Source organism: Pseudarthrobacter sp. 10T415 (genome assembly GCF_056394175.1).
Window position 1 is genome coordinate 24,425 of the sequence record NZ_JBFTHJ010000024.1, and the last position, 16,714, is coordinate 41,138.

Below are 16,714 nucleotides of genomic sequence, written 5' to 3' on the forward strand. Positions count from 1 at the left end.
GGCTGCCAGTACAGGAGACTCTGCATGACCGCAGCCCCTCAGCCCAGCGCGAATACTTCACCAGATTCCACCGAACGGCACTATTCTGGAAATGCCGAAACTTCAAAGGAGACCATGACCAGCCAGCCCAACACCGGATCCGATCCAGCGTCCCAGGATATGAGTCCTGCGGAGATCCAAGCTGTTATCGACAGGATCCTCGCCAAGGACGTACCGGCCAGCTCCAGGACGTCCGGCGGTGCCGGCGACGCGAAGGCGGTCCTCGGCAAGGCCCAGGCCATCTCCCACCTGGACGACGAGCACTCTGAATACGATGGCGACCAGCAGGACCTCGAAGAGCGGCGCGCCCTGCGCCGCACGGCAGGCCTTTCCACCGAGCTCGAAGACGTTACCGAGGTCGAATACCGCCAGCTGCGGCTGGAGCGCGTGGTCCTTGCCGGACTGTGGTCCGAAGGCACCCTGGCCGACGCCGAGAACTCCTTGCGGGAACTCGCAGCCCTGGCAGAGACCGCCGGCTCGGAAGTGCTGGACGGCCTCGTGCAGCGCCGTGCCAAGCCGGACCCCGGCACGTTTCTGGGCTCGGGCAAGGCGCAGGAGCTTAAGGACATTGTCATGTCCACAGGAGCCGACACGGTGGTGGTCGACGCTGAGCTGGCACCTTCCCAGCGGCGTGGGCTGGAAGACATCGTCAAGGTCAAGGTCATCGACCGCACCGGGCTCATCCTGGACATCTTCGCGCAGCATGCGAAGAGCCGCGAAGGCAAGGCCCAGGTTGAGCTGGCGCAGCTCGAGTACCTGCTTCCGCGCCTGCGCGGCTGGGGCGACTCGATGTCCCGCCAGGCCGGCGGCCAGGTGGGCGGTGCCGCCGCCGGCATGGGTTCGCGCGGTCCCGGTGAGACGAAGATCGAACTGGACCGCCGACGGATCCGTACCCGGATGGCCAAGCTGCGGCGCGAAATCGCGGCGATGAAGCCTGCCCGGGAAACCAAGCGCGCCAACCGTCGTCGTAATGAAGTGCCGTCCGTAGCAATTGCGGGCTACACGAACGCTGGAAAGTCGTCCCTGCTCAACCGCTTGACCGATGCCGGGGTGCTGGTGGAGAACGCCCTGTTCGCCACGCTGGACCCCACCATCCGCAAAGCCGAGACATCTGACGGTCTGGGTTACACGCTGGCCGACACCGTGGGCTTCGTCCGGTCCCTCCCCACCCAGCTGGTGGAGGCCTTCCGGTCCACATTGGAGGAAGTGGCCGATTCCGACCTCATCCTGCATGTGGTGGATGCGTCCCACCCGGATCCGGAAGGCCAGATCGCCGCTGTGCGGAAGGTCTTCGGCGAGGTTGACGCCCGCAAGATCCCGGAGATCATCGTCCTGAACAAGGCCGACGCCGCAGATCCCTTCGTAGTGGAACGGCTGAAGCAGCGTGAACCGCGCCATGTGGTGGTTTCGGCGCGCACCGGCGAGGGAATCGCGGAACTGCTGAAGACCATCAGCGATTCGATTCCGCGTCCCGGCGTCCAGCTGGAGCTCCTTATCCCGTACAACCGCGGCGACCTGATCAGCAAGCTGCACGACTCCGACGCGGAGATCATCAGCATGGACCATGTCGAGGCCGGAACCCGGGCGGTGGTGAAGGTCCGCGAGGGCCTGGCCGCCGAACTGGAATCCTTTGCCGTCAATGCCTGAGGCTGTGGCAACTGAATCCAAGGAAACGGCCGGCGGGCAGCTCGTCATCGAGCTGCTCGACCGGGCCGTTTCCGCCATGGGCGGCCAAAGCCGCTCCGGGCAGCACGAGATGGCGCGGCAGGTGGCGCAGGCCATCGAAACGGGAAACCACCTGCTGGTGCAGGCCGGGACCGGTACCGGAAAGTCGCTGGCATACCTGATCCCGCTGATCGCCCATGCGCTTGAAAGCAACAAGCCGGCCCTGGTATCCACGGCCACCCTTGCCCTGCAGACGCAGATTGTGGGCAGGGACCTGCCGCGGCTCCTCAAGGCCATCACCCCGGCCCTCGACCGTCCGGTCAAGGTGGCGCTGGTCAAGGGCCGGTCCAATTACGTGTGCCGGCACAAGCTGGAAGGCGGGTTTCCCTCCGAGGAACCCTCCGAGGGGCAGCTCTTCTCCCTCGGTGAGGACACCAGCGTGCCGCACTTCGCCGCAGCCGCCGGCGGGCCGCAGTCCCAGCTCGGAAAGGAAGTGGTCCGGCTCCGGGAATGGGCGGAAAAGACGTCCACAGGAGACCGGGATGAACTCTTGCCCGGCGTGACGGACCGCGCCTGGAAGCAGGTTTCGGTGACGTCCATGGAGTGCCTGGGCTCCCAGAAATGCCCCTTGGCCGAGGAATGCTTCAGCGAGCTGGCCCGCCAGGACGCTGCCGATGCCGACGTCGTGGTGACCAACCATGCCATGCTCGCGGTCAGCGCGTTCGAGGGACTCGCGGTGCTGCCCGAGTACGACGTTGTGGTGGTGGATGAGGCCCACGAGCTTCAGGACCGGGTTACCGGTGCAGTGTCCGGCCAGCTCTCCGTCGCCATGGTCCACGCCGCTGCCTCAGGCGCCCGCAAGCACACGGCGATCACCGTGGACGCGCTCAATGCCGCGGCAGCGAACCTGGAGCTGGCCCTTGCCGGCGTGCCAAGCGGGCTGCTCCCCAACGGGCTGAACGACGAACAGCTCGACTGCGTGGACCAGCTGCGCGAGGCCTGCAGGGCGGCGCTGTCCGACTCCAAGGGGGACAGCAGCAACACGGCCGACGGCGGCAGGCAGCTTGCGCGTTCACGCCTGATGCTCATCCTCGAACTATCCGAACGGCTATTGGCGGCGAAGGAGAACCGCGAGGTCGTGTGGATCTCGCGCGCCGGAACCTTCGATCCCGGCCAGGGCTATACCCAACCTGAGGACAGTGCTCCTGCGCTGGTCAATATCGCGCCGTTATCCGTGGCCGGGAGGCTGCGTGAGGGGCTCTTCGCCGGGCATACAGTGGTCCTGACGTCCGCAACCCTGGCCATCGGTTCTGCCTTCGAGCCCGCCGCCGGGGGATTGGGCCTGGTGGGCGAAGGGGCGCCGGCCTGGACCGGGATCGACGTCGGCTCGCCGTTCGACTATCCCAAGCAGGGGATCCTGTACGTGGCCGGGCACCTGCCCAAGCCGGGCCGTGGTGCGTCACCCGAATCGCTTGCAGAGCTGGAGGCACTCATCCGCGCCTCGAACGGCGGGGCGCTGTGCCTGTTCTCCTCACGGCGGGCAGCCGAAGAGGCGGCCGAAGCACTCCGGCCCAAGCTGGGCATGACGGTCCTGTGCCAGGGCGACTCCACCATGACGGCCCTCGTCAAGCAGTTCGCAGACGAACCGGATACGTGCCTGTTTGGCACCATGTCGCTCTGGCAGGGAGTTGACGTCCCAGGGGTTTCCTGCCGGCTGGTGGTCATCGACCGGATCCCCTTCCCACGCCCGGACGACCCCCTCATGACCGCCCGCTCCCGGGCCGTGGCACAGGCAGGCGGCAACGGCTTCATGTCCGTCTCAGCCACGCATGCCGCCATCCGGCTGGCCCAGGGCGCCGGCAGGCTGATCCGCTCCACCGGCGACAAGGGCGTAGTGGCGGTCCTCGATTCCCGCCTGGCCACGGAACGCTACGCCGGGTTCCTGCGCGGCGCCCTGCCGCCCTTCTGGGCCACGACGGACCGCACGACGGCGATCGCGGCCTTGGAGAGGCTGGCCGGGGAAACGCCGTAGGCACCATTTGAAAACCCTAATAAGGAAGGCGCCGTTCCCCGGAACGGCGCCTTCCTTATTGGCTGGACTGCTGTGGCCTGTTGTTGACGGCGGCCACGCTACAGCGAGCGGAGGACCGAAACCACCTTGCCCATGATCGTGGCATGGTCGCCAAGGATCGGTTCGTACTGCGTGTTCTGGGGCAGCAGCCACGTGTGGCCGTCCCGCTGGCGGAACGTCTTGACCGTGGCTTCGTCGTCCAGGAGCGCCGCAACAATGTCGCCGTTCGCGGCATCGGCCTGGCGCCGGACCACCACCCAGTCGCCGTCGCAGATGGCGGCGTCCACCATGGAATCACCGGCCACCTTCAGCATGAACAGTTCGCCCTGGCCCACCAGCTGGCGGGGGAGCGGCATAACGTCTTCCACCACCTGGTCCGCGAGGATGGGGCCGCCGGCGGCGATGCGGCCGACGAGGGGCACCATGGCCGTGTCCAGCGCGGTGGGCAACTCCGTGACGGACGCTGTGATGCCCGTGGAGGCCGCAGCCGCGGGTTCCGCTGCCTGCCTGGCCGCCCTGCCGGTGGTCCCGCCGTCGAGGGTCAGCGGCATCAGGACTTCCATGGCCCGGGGCCGCTTCGGATCACGCCGCAGGTAGCCCAGCTTTTCCAGCTGCGAGAGCTGGTGGGTGACGCTTGAGAGGCTGGCCAGCCCTACGGTGTCCCCAATCTCGCGCATGGACGGCGGGTAGCCGTTGACGTTGACCGAGCGCTGGATGGTCTCGAGGATTTTCTTCTGCCGCGGCGTCAAGCCCTTGGCTGTCCTTTTCGGCTGAGAGGTCGCCCTGCCCCCGGTGGCTGCTGCTGCCATGTTCGCCGTTGCCTTTCGGTTGCCACCGGGCTTTCAACTGCACCGGACTAAGTGTTCCCGCCGTCAATGTCAGACCCTGCTGATCAACTTCAGGAGTGGATGTTCCTGCCTCCAAACGTAGGTCAGCCACATGGCTTTTTCAAACATTTGTTCTAGCGAGTCTCGACATTGTTCGTCCATAGGTGCTAAAACTGAATCAAGCAGTATTCGAATATGTGTTCTAACCAGGCGAGCAGCCGTTCGAACACGGAGCCGGTCAGGCAGCACCATGGGGCGGCACCAGCAGGCAACACCAACAGACGCAGTACGGTCCAGGAGGGCTAAGGTCATGTCAGCTACATCCGCTTTCAGGTCACACGGTTTCGACGTTCACGGCAACGGTGCACGGGCTCAGCAGGCGCCGCTGCCACCACTGCGCCTCACGCGGCGGGGCAAGATTGTCCTGATCGGGATTCCCGTGGTGCTGCTGGCAGCGCTCCTGCTGTCACTGGCCGGCTTCTTCAACTCCCCGGCCAAGGCCTCCGACTCCGCAACGGACCTGACCGTGACCCCCACCGTCACGGTCACCGTGCAGCCGGGTGAGTCGCTGTGGGGGATCGCCTCCGACCTCGCGCCCGAGCGGGACGCCAGGGACGTCGTGGCAGATATCGTGCAGCTCAACAACCTGTCCGCCGGGAAGATTCTCCCGGGACAGCAGCTGTACATCCCCACACGCTAGGAATGGTTCGCGGCACGTCTCCCTGGCTGAATCGAAGTCCCGGAACAGCAGGTGTGCCGCCCAGAGCCGACGTTGCATGGGAAGGCGCGGACCGTCACATTTTCGGGCGACCGCACCTCCCACTAAACTGTTCAGGTGAATGACCAGCTTGAACGCCTGAACCGGCTTCCCCTCCGCAGCAACCTCCGGGGCATCACGCCCTACGGTGCCCCGCAGCTGGATGTCCCCATCCTCCTCAACGTCAACGAGAACACCCATGGTGTCCCGGCCGACGTCACAGCCGCCATCACGGCGGCGGTCGCGGAGGCTGCCACCGGCCTGAACCGCTACCCGGACCGGGAGTTCACCGAGCTCCGCAAGGCCCTTGCCGAGTATCTGGGACACGGCCTCGACGAGGCCAACGTATGGGCAGCCAACGGCTCCAACGAAGTGCTCCAGCAGATCCTTCAGGCATTCGGCGGTCCGGGCCGCACGGCGCTCGGCTTCCCGCCCACGTACTCCATGTACCCCCTGCTTGCCAGCGGCACGGACACCGGCTACATCAAGGGCGAGCGTGAGGACGGGTACGGCCTCAGCGCCGAATCGGCCGCCCGCCAGGTCCGGGAACTGAAGCCCAACATCGTTTTCCTGTGCTCACCTAACAACCCCACCGGCACCGGCCTCGGGCTGGACGTGGTGGAAGCGGTTTACAAAGCCGGCGCCGAAAGCCAGGCCATCGTGATCGTGGATGAGGCCTACCACGAGTTTGCCCACGACGGCACGCCCAGCGCCCTGACGCTGCTGCCCGGGCGGGAGCGGCTGATCGTTTCCCGCACCATGAGCAAGGCATTCGCGCTGGCCGGCGCCCGGCTCGGATACATGGCAGCCGCCCCGGAAGTAACCGACGCGCTGCGCCTGGTCCGGCTCCCGTACCACCTGTCTGCCATCACCCAGGCAACCGCCCTGGCGGCCCTCCAGCACCGCGAAGCCCTCATGGCTGACGTCGAGGACATCAAGAAGCAGCGCGACCGCATCGTGTCCGACCTGACCCGCATGGGCCTCAAGCCGGCGGCGTCCGACTCCAACTACGTGTTCTTCGGCGGACTGGAGAATCCGCACCAGGTCTGGCAGGAACTGCTGGACGCGGGTGTGCTGATCCGCGACGTCGGTATCCCGGGGCACCTGCGGGTTACTGCCGGCACTGAGACGGAAACCACAGCCTTCCTCACCTCCCTGGAAAGCATCCTTGCCGGCCAGCCGGCCCTTCCCGCCTAGACTTGAAGAACCGGCGCTGGACGCCCTGACCACCCCTTACTGCCACAAAGGACACCTGACCATGACTTCCACCGGACCGAACGCGGCCGCAGCCCGGACCGCACGCATGGAGCGTGCCACCAGCGAGTCGTCCGTGCTCGTGGAAATCAACCTGGACGGTACCGGCGTCTCGGACATCGACACTTCCGTGCCGTTCTACGACCACATGCTCACGGCACTGTGCAAGCACTCGCTGATCGACATGACGGTCAAAGCCACGGGAGACACCCACATCGACGTCCACCACACCGTGGAGGACGTTGCCATCACCTTCGGCGAGGTGCTGCGGACCGCCCTGGGCAACAAGGCCGGAATCCGCCGGTTCGGCGAAGCCACCGTCCCGCTGGACGAGGCCCTCGCCAACGCCGTGGTGGACGTCTCCGGGCGCCCTTACCTGGTACACGGCGGCGAGCCCGCCGGCCAGGAATACCACCTGATCGGCGGCCACTTCACTGGCTCCCTCACCCGCCACGTCTTTGAGGCCATCACCCTGCACGCAGGCATCTGCCTGCACATGAACGTCATCGCCGGACGGGACCCCCACCACATTGTGGAAGCCCAGTTCAAGGCGTTCGCCCGTGCCCTGCGTGCAGCCGTCGAACCCGATCCCCGGGTTGAGGGCATTCCGTCCACCAAGGGTGCCCTGTGAGCGGCCAGATCCTGAAGGACGGTGCCATCATCGACCCGTCCGCATCACGCAAGCCCGCTTCCCCGGAGGGCAAGCCCACCGTGACGGTGCTGGATTACGGTTCCGGCAACGTCCGGTCGGCCGTGCGCGCCCTCGAGCGGGCCGGCGCAGAGGTCATCCTCAGCGCCAAGCCAGAGGATGTCCTGAACGCGGACGGCCTGGTGGTTCCCGGCGTCGGCGCCTTCGAGACGGTCATGCGCGAGCTCAAAGCCGTGGATGGCATCAGGCTCATCGGCCGCCGGGTGGCCGGCGGCCGCCCCGTCCTGGGGATCTGCGTGGGCCTCCAGGTACTTTTCGAGGCCGGCGTCGAGCATGGCACCGAGGCTGAGGGCATCGGCGAATGGCCCGGGAAAGTCGAGCTGCTGCCGGCCGACGTCGTTCCGCACATGGGCTGGAACACCGTCAAGGTGCCGGAGGGTTCAAAGCTCTTCGCCGGAGTGGAAGGCGAGCGGTTCTACTTCGTCCATTCCTACGGCGTGCAGGAATGGAACTTCGACGTCATTCAGCCGCTGATGGCCCCTCCGCTGGTGACGTGGTCCGAACACGGCGCACCCTTTATCGCTGCCGTCGAAAACGGGCCGCTGTGCGCCACGCAGTTCCACCCTGAGAAGTCAGGCGATGCCGGCGCGCGACTGCTGCGCAACTGGGTGGACGCGCTGCGCCGGCCCACGGAAGCCGGCAGCGGCGACGCTACTGGCGGCGCCTGAATGTGGTCCATCGTCCTGATGGGACTGGCCGGCCTGCTGGTGGGCGGTGCCCTGTCCTTCCGGCAGCAGCACAAGCCCCTGTGGACCCAGGTTTCGTTCTATGTCCTGGCAGCCATGTCCCTGCTCGCCGCGTACCTGCTGACCCTCAGTTGACCGGCCGCCTGGCCAACGAGTCCGGCCACTGACGCGCGCCGGCACTGTGCCGGCAGCCCGACACCCCACCCACAACACCAAGGATGAAGATGACCACCGCAAACGATCTGCCGGTACTTGAACTGCTGCCCGCCGTCGACGTCGTCAACGGCCAGGCCGTGCGGCTGGTCCAGGGTGAGGCCGGCAGTGAAACCAGCTACGGAACCCCGCTGGAGGCTGCGCTGAACTGGCAGCAGCAGGGCGCCGAATGGGTGCACCTCGTGGACCTGGACGCCGCCTTCGGCCGCGGCTCCAACGCCGAACTGCTCCGCGAGGTGGTGGGGCAGCTGGACATCAAGGTGGAGCTCTCCGGCGGACTCCGGGACGATGAAACCCTCGAAGCCGCACTTGGCCTCGGCGTCGCACGGGTTAACCTCGGCACCGCCGCGCTGGAGAACCCGGAGTGGACGCGCCGCGCCATCGAGCGCTTCGGTGACAGGATCGCCGTCGGACTCGACGTCCGCGGAACCACCCTGGCCGGCCGGGGCTGGACCAAGGAAGGCGGGGACCTCTGGGACGTCCTGGCCCGCCTCGAGGATGCAGGCTGCTCGCGCTACGTGGTCACGGACGTGACCAAGGACGGCACCCTGCAGGGGCCCAACGTTGAACTGCTGCGCCAGATGGTGGAAAAGACCGGCAAGCCCGTCATCGCCTCCGGCGGCATCTCCAGCCTTGATGACCTCAAGGTCCTGCGGTCCCTGGTCCCGCTGGGCGTTGAAGGTGCCATCGTGGGCAAGGCCCTCTATGCGGGAGCCTTCACCCTGCCCGAAGCCCTCGACGTGGCCGGCCGCCGCTAGGCTGCCGGAAGCCGACGCGATGGCCAGCAACGACTCAGGCACTCCCGCACCCCGCCACCTTCCCGGCCACATCGCCGCGGCGCTGGCAGGGGCCGGCGGCGCCACCGACTCCGCAGGCCAGCCTTGGGCGGGCCGCAGCCTCGCCGGCGACGACGCGAAGATCCACAATTTCGAGGACGACGACGGTACGGCCAATGCGGGCTACCGCGCCGCCCTCGAGGGGTTGCGCGGGGGAACCGGGGATGAAGCTGCAGTCGTGGCGTCCCTGGCCACGGCACGGGTTTTCATCCCCATCGTGGCCCAACTGGCGGAAGAGGCGGAGACTGACCACGGCCTGCATGCCGACAAGCAGGCAGACATGGCTCTGGTGACGCTCAAAGCCGCCGACGGCAGGACCGCGCTGCCGGCCTTCACATCAACGGAGGCCCTGAGTGCCTGGCATCCCGATGCCCGCCCCGTGGCCGTATACGCGGCACGCGCTGCGCTGTCCGCCGTCGCGGAGGGTGCCGAACTCGTGGTCCTGGACCCGGGCGCAGATGTCACTTTCGTGGTCCGCCGGCCGGCGGTGTGGGCACTGGCCCAGCAGAAACCCTGGCTGCCCTCCTACTCCGACGAAGAACTGGCGGCCGAGATGGGTGCCGCCGCTGCTTCGTTCCCCGCTGTCCGCCGGATCGAGCTCCTGCCCGGCAGGGGAGTGGCAGCCCGCGCCGCCGACGGGACCGTACTTCCGGGTGGCGGCGCCGGACCCGAACTGCAGGTGGTGCTCTACCTTGAGGACGGGTTGGACGCAGCAGGCGTGCAGCACCTGGTGGCTGCGCTGCAGGCCGAGTGGTCCCGGAATGTATTGTTTGGGGAGCGGGTCGATTCGCTCGAGGTCAAGCTGCGGCGCGCCACAGGCTAGTTGTCAGGAGCGGGGCTTTCCCGGGTTCCTGCGGCATACGTAAGGAACCTTTTTCGTGAACTTTGCGCTGTACCGGGAGTTGCTGGCCGTCCGGCCCATCCGGAGGCTTTTGCTGGTGGGCATGGTTGCCCGTATCCCGCATTCTGCAGCGGGCGTGCTGCTGACCCTGCATATCGTCCTCACCCTGGGGCAGGGATACGCCGCTGCCGGTGCTGCTGCCGCCGTGATGACGATCGGTATTGCTGTTGGTGCACCCTGGCGGGGGCGCCGGGTGGACACCGTCGGCCTCCGCCGTGCACTGGTCCCGTCCGTAATCTCCGAAGCGGTCATCTGGTCCATCGTTCCGCACGTGTCCTACCAGTGGCTCCTGCCGCTGGTATTCGTCGGCGGCCTGCTGACGCTGCCCATCTTCAGCGTGGTGCGCCAGTCCCTGGGTGTCCTGGCCGACGGCAAGCAGAGGCGCACCGCTTTTGCCCTGGATGCCATCAGCACCGAGATGGTGTTCATGATCGGGCCCGCGGCCGGCGCCGTGGTGGCCACGAGCGGGCATACGACGGCGGGTCTCACCGTGGTGGGCCTGTCCACTTCCCTGGCGGGGCTGTTCCTGATCTGGTTCAACCCGCCCACCCGCAGCCCGGACCAAACCGGGGAATGCATCGAGGACGAGCAGCACGCGGCTGAAGTCGCCGTGGTCTCGGCTGCACCCGCCCACCTGCAGGAAGCCGCGGCGGACCTGCTGCCTGCCGGGGCAGAACGTGCCCCGGGTGTCAGGGGCAGGGTGGCGCACAGCTTCGCCTGGTTTACACCTACGGTGGGTGCGGTCTTCGCAGTTGCGGCGGGTGCCGGCATGGTTCTGAGCGGCAGTGACGTTGGCATCGTGGCGGCACTGGAGATCGGCGGGCACCAAGGCGAGATCGGGATTGTCTTCCTCTTCTGGTGTGCGGCATCCGTGGTGGGCGGACTGGTCTACGGCGCCATGCACAGGCCTGTACCGCCCATCCTGCTGCTAATGGGCATGGCCGCGTTCACCATTCCCATGGGTTTCGCATCCGGAACGTGGACGCTCGCCCTGCTGTCCATCCTGCCCGGGCTCCTGTGCGCGCCGGTGCTGTCCGCTGCCTCGGAGAAGGTGGCCGATCTTGTGTCCGAAGAGCGCCGGGGCGAAGCGATGGGTTGGTACGGGTCTGCGCTGACCGCAGGGGTGGCCTTTGGTTCACCCTTGGCGGGCGTCTTCATTGACAGCACAGGCCCCTCCGGCGGCTTCGTGTCCGTAGGGGTGGCCGGTGTCATCCTGTGCCTTGCGGGACTGCTCCTGCAGCAGCGCCGGCGCCGCCAGGTCAAGGCCTGACCGGACAACCCGTCTGGAGCTTTGGGGCCGGCGGGCGCAGGCCCACTCGAAGGCCCGCCCACCTGCCCAACGTCCTGCGGCGCAGGTTCTTAAAGCACGACGGCGGGACGACCCCTTAAAGGTCGCCCGCCGTCGCGCGCTGTGTGGGGGAGTTCTGGGCTAGTTGACTGCGCCCGTGAACTTTTCGCCCGGACCCTTGCCCGGAGCGTCCGGGATCAGCGACTCTTCACGGAACGCCAGCTGCAGGGAGCGGAGGCCGTCGCGCAAGGGACCTGCGTGCTGCGATCCGATTTCCGGAGCGGCGGCCGTCACCAGCCCGGCAAGGGCGGTGATGAGTTTGCGGGCCTCGTCCAGGTCCTTCAGGTCGGCGGCGTTCTCTTCTGCGGCCAGGCCGAGCTTGACGGCGGCGGCGGACATCAGGTGGACGGCAGCGGTGGTGATGACCTCGATGGCCGGAACTTCGGAGATGTCCCGGACCTGCTGGGAGACGTCGGCGGAGTTGCCGGCGCTGCCCTGGGCAGGCTCGAAAACGTATGAATTACTGTCTGGGGTGCTCATACTGGTAAGCTTGACACAGACCGACTGGATGTCGTTATTTCAGAGATTGCCCTCACAGGCCAGGTTCCCAGCAGTGCTGTTCGGCGCTGACGGGAATTTTCTCTGTAGAATGGCATGCAGTTTGCAAGCGGAGTTCTCTCCCACCCGCGTCAGCCGTTGTTCCGAGGTTCCGCCAGGACCCTGTGGAACGCAAGGTTGCCGGGTACACGGTTGGGCACTGGTCCGGCAGTTCGCCGAATCAGTGCATGCAGGCCCGTCCCGGGCCCGGCAGCACCAACCTGACATGAGGCCTTCGATTGCTCCGGCAATTGGGGGCCTTCTCTATTTGCCGGGATACAACGACAAAAACAGGAGCTTTAACATTAGCGAGCCAAGAATCAATGAGCGTATCCGCGTCCCCGAGGTGCGGCTGGTCGGCCCTGCAGGTGAACAGGTAGGAATCGTCCGTATTGAGGATGCCCTCCGTCTGGCTGCCGAGTCTGACCTTGATCTCGTTGAAGTTGCACCTCAGGCGAAGCCTCCGGTGTGCAAGCTGATGGACTTCGGCAAGTATAAGTACGAAGCCGCGGTCAAGGCACGTGAAGCCCGGAAGAACCAGACGAACACCGTTCTGAAGGAAATCCGCTTCCGCCTGAAGATCGACACCCACGACTACGAGACCAAGCGCGGGCACGCACTGCGCTTCCTCGGCGCCGGGGACAAGGTCAAGGCCATGATCCAGTTCCGCGGCCGTGAGCAGCAGCGTCCGGAGATGGGCATCCGCCTGCTCCAGCGCTTCGCCGATGACGTCGCTGAAGTCGGCGTGGTTGAGTCCAGCCCCCGCATCGACGGCCGCAACATGGTCATGGTGGTTGGTCCGCTGAAGAACAAGGCAGAAGCGAAGGCGGAGGCCCGCCGTGCCACCCAGCGCGCCGATGCCAAGGCTGAGAATGAAGCCAAGGCCGCGGGACGGGTGGACACGTCCGGCAAGGACGATGCTCCCATGACCCAGTCGCTGGCGGATCTGCTGCCCGAGGGCTTCACCATTTCCACCGAGGCGGAGGCGCCGGCCGAAGCTGAGCAGGCAACTGCGGAAGCACCCGAAGAGGCCGTTGCCGAGGCTCCAGCCAAGGCTGCCGAAGAAGCTCCCAAGCAGGAGGTTCCGAAGCAGGAAGCTCCCAAGCAGGAGGCTCCGAAGGCTGCGGCCCCGGCGCCCAAGCAGGAGGCTCCCAAGCGGGAAGCCCCCAAGGCTGCGGCCCCGGCGCCCAAGCAGGAGGCTCCCGCGCAGGAAGCCCCCAAGGCTGCGGCCCCGGCGCCCAAGCCGGTGGCGGCTCCGAAGCCTGCAGCTGTTCCGGCTCCGCCGAAGCCCGTGGCCAGGCCTGCTGCACCGAAGCCGGCCGCACGTCCTGCCCCGAAGGCAGCACCTAAGCCGTCGGGTAAGAAGACCACTTAGTCCACAGCTGCCGACGGCCCCGGCCATCGGCAGACAGCAACCAGCAGGCCGCCCCCCGGGCGGCTGCGCGATAGAGCTGCAGGCATAGCCTGCGGATACGTAAGGAGATCGGTTTCCATGCCGAAGATGAAGACCCACAGCGGTGCTAAGAAGCGCTTCAAGCTGACCGGCAGTGGCAAGCTGCGCCGCCAGCAGGCCAACCGCCGCCACTACCTCGAGCACAAGTCCTCCAGGCTGACCCGCCGCCTCGCCGGCGACAAGATCGTCTTCAAGGGCGACGCAAAGGTCATCCGGAAGATGCTCGGCATCTAATTTCCAAGTTTCCTGGCTGACTGCCGTCCGGTAGCCGGTCAATTGCCAAAAAGCCTTCTCAGGCCACCGGAACATCCGGTGACAGATGCTTGGGATCAGATTTTCGAAGGAGTACGCACGTGGCACGTGTGAAGAGGGCGGTCAACGCCCACAAGAAGCGCCGGGTTATCCTTGAACGCGCAAAGGGCTACCGTGGACAGCGTTCACGCCTGTACCGCAAGGCCAAAGAGCAGCTGCTGCACTCGTTTGTGTACAGCTACGGCGACCGCAAGAAGAAGAAGGGCGACTTCCGCCGCCTGTGGATCCAGCGCATCAACGCGGCTTCCCGCGCCAACGGCCTGACCTACAACCGTCTGATCCAGGGCCTGAAGGCCGCTGAGGTCGAGGTTGACCGCCGCATGCTGGCTGAACTGGCCGTCTCCGACGCCAACGCCTTCGCTGCGCTGGTCAAGGTTGCCAAGGACTCCCTGCCTGCTGACACCTCCGCTCCCGCTGTCCAGGCTGCCGTTGCCCCCAAGGCTGCGAAGAAGCCGGCCACGCGCAAGAAGGCTGTCGCCGCCGAGGCTGCTGCCGAGTAAGCAACCCGCTGCCCCCAGGGGCTGTTCAGGAGCCGGTGGCACCAGCCACTAGAGTTCTTGTATGAACAAAACCGGGCGCCCGCAAGATTCCCTACTGTCCAATCCCCGAGCCGATCGGGTGCGTGACGTGGCGAAACTTGCAGGGCGCCCGGCCCGTTTAAAGCGCGGCCACTTCCTGGCCGAAGGCCCGCAGTCGGTGCGCGAGGCCCTGAGGCTCCACCAGGAGCGGCTTGCAGCGGGTTCCCCGGGCGTGGTCACCGATGTGTATGCCAGCGAGACATGCCTGGACCGCTTTCCGGAGTTCGAGGAACTTGCTGAGGGAACCAACGCCTGGCTGGCCACGGATGAGGTCCTGGCAGCCATGGCAGACACTGTCAATCCGCAGGGCATCATCGCCGTCTGCAGGTTCGTTGATGTGTCGCTGGAGTCGGTGCTCGACGCCGGTCCCCGCCTGATTGCCGTTTTGTGCCAGGTGCGTGACCCCGGAAACGCCGGGACGGTGCTCCGCGCCGCCGATTCCGCGGGTGCTGACGCAGTGGTGCTGACCGGCTCCAGCGTTGACATCTACAACCCCAAGGCGGTCCGCTCCACAGCAGGTTCGCTGTTCCACTTGCCCGTGGTCCTGGGCGCTGAAGTTGCCGACCTCGCGGAGGCGTGCAAGGCGCGCGGGATAGGCATCCTGGCTGCTGACGGGTATGGGTCGTTGAACCTGGATGCCCTCCAGGACGAAAACGCCAGGCGCCGGCTGACGGGCTCCGGCCCCGATTCGGTGTACGACCTCGGAGGGCCTACTGCCTGGCTGTTCGGCAACGAAGCGCAGGGGCTTTCCGCGGCGGAGCTTGAATTGGCTGACCACCGGGTGGCCGTGCCCGTCTACGGAGCCGCCGAAAGCCTGAACCTGGGAACGGCTGCCACCGTCTGCCTGTATGCGAGTGCCAGGTCCCAGCGCAACTGACGCCTGTTGCCTCGGAACAAAGTCATAGTGCCTCGGAACAAAAGTAAAGGCCCCGGAAGATCCGGGGCCCTGGATAGCGGCAGATTCCGCTAACGGTGCCTTCTAGGGCGCGCGGGTTGCCTTGCCGCGGCCCGTGATTGCTCCGTAGATGCCGGCGACCACCAAGCCGCCAACAATAGCGAGAATCCAGGTTCCGAGGTCGAAGAAGCCAAGATCGCCCCGGTTGAACAGGAGGCTGCCAATCCAGCCACCTACGATGGCGCCCACCACACCCAGAACCAGGCTGGTGACCCAACCGCCGCCGACCCTGCCGGGCATGACGGCTTTAACAATGGCCCCAACGATCAGGCCGAGAATAATCCAAGCAAGAAAACCCATGTTTCCTCCTCATATATTCACGGGAACGTGATGGTCCCGATGAGGCTCAAGCTAACATAACGGGCCCGCAAAGTCAGCAGGTCCGGCTCTTGTGCCTGCCGCATGCGGGGGCGCACCGTGGGTACGGTATGCATGGCCGGAAAACGAAGCCGGACCTGTGATGCGACTATCCCGAACCCTGGAGGGCGCCACCGTGGCTGCACATGGCGGAAACAAAGCGATCATTGCGGCGCTGGCCGCCAACCTGTCCATCGCGGCATTGAAGTTCGTTGCCTACTTCCTCACCAGGTCGTCGTCGATGCTCGCCGAGGCAATCCACTCGGTGGCCGATTCCGGAAACCAGCTCCTGCTGCTGGTGGGCGGCAAGAAGTCGCAGCGGGCGGCCAGTCCCCAGCACCCTTTCGGGTACGGACGTGAGCGGTACATCTACGCCTTCATCGTCTCCATCGTGCTGTTCAGTGTCGGTGGCCTCTTTGCGCTGTTCGAAGCCTGGGAAAAGTTCCGCGATCCGCACGCGATCGAAGGTGATTTCTGGTGGGTTCCGCTGGCTGTCCTGGTGGGCGCCATCCTTGCCGAGGGCTTCTCCTTCCGGACGGCGATCCGCGAATCGAACCGCTCCCGCGGCTCCCAGTCCTGGGTGAAGTTCGTCCGCAGCGCCAAGGAGCCGGAGCTCCCGGTGATCCTGCTCGAGGATTTCGGCGCCCTGCTGGGCCTGGCGTTCGCCCTGATCGGCGTAGGCATGACGCTCCTGACCGGCAACGGCCTGTGGGATGCTGCGGGAACGGCCATGATCGGCCTGCTGCTGGTTGCCATCGCTGTGGTGCTGGCGCTGGAAACGAAGTCGCTGCTCGTGGGGGAGTCCGCCACACGGCAGGACGTCGAAAAGATCACGGCCGCCATTGAGTCCGACGGCGGCCGGCTGATCCACCTCAAGACGCTGCACCTGGGGCCGGAAGAACTCCTGGTGGCGGCCAAGATCGCCGTCAGCAGGTCCTCCACGGGGGAGCAGATCGCCACGGAGATCGACGCCACGGAGGCACGGATCCGCACGGCTGTCCCCATAGCGCGCGTGATCTACCTGGAGCCTGACCTGCAGCGGACTTCCGCGCTGGAAGACCGCTAGGTGTAATTCCCACTGAGGTTGTGAACGCGGCTGATGGGGGTTTTGCCTCCGATGCCGGTATGGGTTCTGTGGTGATTGTATGCGTGTAGCCAGTCTGGGTAGGCGGCGGCGCGTTCGGCTTCTGTTATGTAGGGTCTGGCGTAGGCCCAT

General features: G+C 66.2%; 18 protein-coding genes and 1 pseudogene. 15 read left to right on the forward strand and 4 right to left on the reverse strand.

What is annotated here, in order from left to right; all coding sequences use genetic code 11:
• Nucleotides 1-114: 114 nt before the first annotated feature.
• Nucleotides 115-1,686 carry a GTPase HflX gene (hflX, locus tag AC1DBN_RS19965; protein WP_377203732.1) on the forward strand — a complete coding sequence of 524 codons (1,572 nt, stop codon included), beginning with the start codon at nucleotides 115-117 and terminating at the stop codon, nucleotides 1,684-1,686.
• Entirely contained in the window at nucleotides 1,679-3,736 is a 2,058-nt protein-coding gene (locus tag AC1DBN_RS19970) for an ATP-dependent DNA helicase (protein WP_477724038.1), read from the forward strand. The genes hflX and AC1DBN_RS19970 overlap by 8 nt, the downstream gene beginning before the upstream one ends.
• 98 nt (nucleotides 3,737-3,834) lie before the next feature.
• On the opposite strand, the gene lexA is transcribed toward AC1DBN_RS19970, so the two are convergent.
• A complete protein-coding gene (gene lexA, locus AC1DBN_RS19975; protein ID WP_091719344.1) occupies nucleotides 3,835-4,584 on the reverse strand; it encodes a transcriptional repressor LexA in 750 nt (249 codons plus the stop codon).
• Between the two features lie 328 nt (nucleotides 4,585-4,912).
• Here lexA and AC1DBN_RS19980 point away from each other — a divergent pair, with 328 nt between their 5' ends.
• From AC1DBN_RS19980 to AC1DBN_RS20015, 8 genes are all read left to right on the forward strand, one after another.
• Nucleotides 4,913-5,302, forward strand: coding sequence for a LysM peptidoglycan-binding domain-containing protein (locus AC1DBN_RS19980; RefSeq protein ID WP_477724039.1), 390 nt, complete (start codon nucleotides 4,913-4,915; stop codon nucleotides 5,300-5,302).
• Between the two features lie 135 nt (nucleotides 5,303-5,437).
• Nucleotides 5,438-6,556, forward strand: a complete 1,119-nt coding sequence (locus AC1DBN_RS19985) for a histidinol-phosphate transaminase (protein ID WP_477724040.1) — start codon at nucleotides 5,438-5,440, stop codon at nucleotides 6,554-6,556.
• Between the two features lie 61 nt (nucleotides 6,557-6,617).
• Complete coding sequence (gene hisB / locus AC1DBN_RS19990; protein ID WP_314215895.1) at nucleotides 6,618-7,244, forward strand: imidazoleglycerol-phosphate dehydratase HisB; 627 nt, start codon at nucleotides 6,618-6,620, stop codon at nucleotides 7,242-7,244.
• Nucleotides 7,241-7,990: an imidazole glycerol phosphate synthase subunit HisH gene (gene hisH, locus AC1DBN_RS19995; protein ID WP_477724041.1), complete on the forward strand. Its 750-nt coding sequence runs from the start codon at nucleotides 7,241-7,243 to the stop codon at nucleotides 7,988-7,990. The genes hisB and hisH overlap by 4 nt, the downstream gene beginning before the upstream one ends.
• Nucleotides 7,991-8,143, forward strand: coding sequence for a hypothetical protein (locus tag AC1DBN_RS20000; protein ID WP_015936686.1), 153 nt, complete (start codon nucleotides 7,991-7,993; stop codon nucleotides 8,141-8,143).
• Nucleotides 8,144-8,232: 89 nt separating this feature from the next.
• Nucleotides 8,233-8,979 (forward strand): bifunctional 1-(5-phosphoribosyl)-5-((5-phosphoribosylamino)methylideneamino)imidazole-4-carboxamide isomerase/phosphoribosylanthranilate isomerase PriA, encoded by a 747-nt coding sequence (gene priA / locus AC1DBN_RS20005; protein ID WP_091719349.1) that lies wholly within the window; start codon nucleotides 8,233-8,235, stop codon nucleotides 8,977-8,979.
• Between the two features lie 19 nt (nucleotides 8,980-8,998).
• A complete protein-coding gene (locus AC1DBN_RS20010; RefSeq protein WP_477724042.1) occupies nucleotides 8,999-9,880 on the forward strand; it encodes an SseB family protein in 882 nt (293 codons plus the stop codon).
• Nucleotides 9,881-9,935: 55 nt separating this feature from the next.
• Nucleotides 9,936-11,228 carry an MFS transporter gene (locus tag AC1DBN_RS20015; protein WP_477724043.1) on the forward strand — a complete coding sequence of 431 codons (1,293 nt, stop codon included), beginning with the start codon at nucleotides 9,936-9,938 and terminating at the stop codon, nucleotides 11,226-11,228.
• Between the two features lie 159 nt (nucleotides 11,229-11,387).
• Here the strand turns inward: AC1DBN_RS20015 and AC1DBN_RS20020 are convergent, their stop codons facing one another.
• The gene (locus AC1DBN_RS20020) at nucleotides 11,388-11,786 is read right to left on the reverse strand and encodes a DUF1844 domain-containing protein (protein WP_091719355.1); all 399 of its coding nucleotides are present in this window, start codon (nucleotides 11,784-11,786) and stop codon (nucleotides 11,388-11,390) included.
• A 283-nt stretch (nucleotides 11,787-12,069) separates the two neighbouring features.
• Between AC1DBN_RS20020 and infC the strand changes: the two genes are divergently transcribed.
• The 4 genes from infC to AC1DBN_RS20040 all read left to right on the forward strand — a co-directional run bounded on the left by infC (nucleotide 12,070) and on the right by AC1DBN_RS20040 (nucleotide 15,063).
• Nucleotides 12,070-13,218: a translation initiation factor IF-3 gene (gene infC / locus AC1DBN_RS20025; RefSeq protein WP_477724044.1), complete on the forward strand. Its 1,149-nt coding sequence runs from the start codon at nucleotides 12,070-12,072 to the stop codon at nucleotides 13,216-13,218.
• 117 nt (nucleotides 13,219-13,335) lie between these two features.
• Complete coding sequence (gene rpmI, locus AC1DBN_RS20030; RefSeq protein ID WP_009358635.1) at nucleotides 13,336-13,530, forward strand: 50S ribosomal protein L35; 195 nt, start codon at nucleotides 13,336-13,338, stop codon at nucleotides 13,528-13,530.
• A 119-nt stretch (nucleotides 13,531-13,649) separates the two neighbouring features.
• Nucleotides 13,650-14,108 carry a 50S ribosomal protein L20 gene (gene rplT, locus AC1DBN_RS20035; protein WP_314215890.1) on the forward strand — a complete coding sequence of 153 codons (459 nt, stop codon included), beginning with the start codon at nucleotides 13,650-13,652 and terminating at the stop codon, nucleotides 14,106-14,108.
• 61 nt (nucleotides 14,109-14,169) lie between these two features.
• Nucleotides 14,170-15,063 (forward strand): TrmH family RNA methyltransferase, encoded by an 894-nt coding sequence (locus AC1DBN_RS20040; protein ID WP_314215888.1) that lies wholly within the window; start codon nucleotides 14,170-14,172, stop codon nucleotides 15,061-15,063.
• 102 nt (nucleotides 15,064-15,165) lie between these two features.
• Here the strand turns inward: AC1DBN_RS20040 and AC1DBN_RS20045 are convergent, their stop codons facing one another.
• On the reverse strand, nucleotides 15,166-15,441 hold the full coding sequence (locus AC1DBN_RS20045) for a GlsB/YeaQ/YmgE family stress response membrane protein (RefSeq protein WP_015936694.1): 276 nt from the start codon (nucleotides 15,439-15,441) through the stop codon (nucleotides 15,166-15,168).
• Between the two features lie 193 nt (nucleotides 15,442-15,634).
• Here AC1DBN_RS20045 and AC1DBN_RS20050 point away from each other — a divergent pair, with 193 nt between their 5' ends.
• On the forward strand, nucleotides 15,635-16,564 hold the full coding sequence (locus AC1DBN_RS20050; RefSeq protein WP_477724046.1) for a cation diffusion facilitator family transporter: 930 nt from the start codon (nucleotides 15,635-15,637) through the stop codon (nucleotides 16,562-16,564).
• On the opposite strand, the pseudogene AC1DBN_RS20055 reads toward AC1DBN_RS20050, so the two are convergent.
• Nucleotides 16,561-16,714: pseudogene (locus AC1DBN_RS20055) on the reverse strand (IS481 family transposase); the annotation flags it as partial. The gene AC1DBN_RS20050 and the pseudogene AC1DBN_RS20055 sit on opposite strands and share 4 nt — an antisense overlap.